The organism is Methanomicrobiales archaeon (assembly GCA_030019205.1).
In the GTDB taxonomy this organism is placed as follows: domain Archaea; phylum Halobacteriota; class Methanomicrobia; order Methanomicrobiales; family JACTUA01; genus JASEFH01.
Genome location: JASEFH010000018.1, coordinates 54,055 through 55,465, shown reverse-complemented (window position 1 = coordinate 55,465; position 1,411 = coordinate 54,055). Strand labels below are relative to the sequence as shown.

The 1,411-nt window shown below is 65.6% G+C and carries 2 protein-coding genes; both read left to right on the top strand.

The window, feature by feature from the left end; genetic code table 11:
- A partial coding sequence (locus tag QMC96_10060) for a hypothetical protein (protein MDI6877100.1) occupies window positions 1-497 on the top strand: 497 nt, incomplete at its 5' end.
- A 118-nt stretch (window positions 498-615) separates the two neighbouring features.
- Window positions 616-1,411, top strand: a 796-nt coding sequence (locus tag QMC96_10055; GenBank protein MDI6877099.1) for a glycosyltransferase family 2 protein, incomplete at its 3' end; no start/stop codon positions are given.

Below are 1,411 nucleotides of genomic sequence, written 5' to 3'. Positions count from 1 at the left end.
CCCTGGGGGAGGGGCTGCTCACCGCATCCTCGGCCGCGGTCCCGAAAGAAGTGCTCGTCAGGCTCGGCGGGTTCACCGAAGGCGAGTGGTGGGGTGAGGATACCGATCTCTGGGGGAAGATCGCCCTCCAGTATCCGATCGCCTTCAGCCGGAGGATCGGCGCGGTGTACCAGACGCATCTCGGTGACAGAGTGTCCGATCGCGAGCAGCCGCTGGGGGACAACCCCTTCATCGCCACGGCGGAAGAGGCGATAGCGGCCGGAACCGTGGATCCTGTCATCCTTTCGGATCTTCAGGAGTATGTCGTCGCGAAGAAGCAGCTGCAGACCGCCGCCCGCAACATCCTCGCCGGCCGACCCGATCTGGCGCGGAAGCAGCTACGCCACTGCCGCACCCGCACGTTTGCGCGCGACCGTGATCGGCTTCTCCTGACTGCCCGCATCCCCGCTCCTCTGTACAAGGGGTATCGGGCGATGTGGAGGCTGCTGGGAAGGTAGGTTTGCCGCAATTCGCCGCATCCATCACCCTTTTATTCCTGCAGCAGCATCTGCGATGATGCCGAATGTGGCTCCAGGTTCGGGCTCTTGCCCGATCCGGTGTGCGGGGGATTCGAGAATGCAGGGACATATCGATGGCATGACGCACTCACCACGGGTATCGGTGATCATTCCGCTCTACAACGCGGGGCTCTTTATCGAGCGGGCCGTCCGATCTGTCCTCTCCCAGACCGTGCAGGATTTCGAGGCGATCGTCGTCGACGGGAATTCGGACGATCGCGGTCCCGCGATCGTGCGGGGTATGGGCGACCCCCGGGTGCGTGTGGTGCAGCAGCGGGGTAGAGGAGTGTCCCGGGCGCGCAACCAGGGCATTGCCATGTCCCGGGCTGACCTCATCGCCTTTCTGGATGCCGACGACGAGTGGCTCCCGCATCACCTCAAGACACTGCTCCGGCTCCGCGAGAGATACCCCCGGGCCGGAGCCTGCGCGACGGCCTATCACGTGCATACGGCAGGAGGGAGAACGTTGCCCGCAGATATCAGGGGGCTGCCCCCTCCGCCCTGGGAAGGGCTGATCCCCAACTACTTCGAGACCGCCGCGATGGGAGACGGCCCGCTCATCACCTCCGCAGTAGCCATCCCAAAAGAGAAGCTCGCCGAGTTCCGGGGGTTCAGGACCGATGCCTGGTGGGGCGAGGATACCGATCTGTGGGGGCGGATCGCCCTGCAGTATCCGATCGCCTTCACCTGGCGCGCCGGGGCAGTCTACCACGCGGAGAACGCGGACAGCGCGGTTCACCAGGTCCGCGCCGTCGAGGATCACCCCTTCGCCGCCGTTGCCGAGGCGGCCCTTGCCGAGGGGGCGGTGCCTCCTGCCCTTAGGGACGGCCTGCAGGAGTACGTCGCGCGCAAAA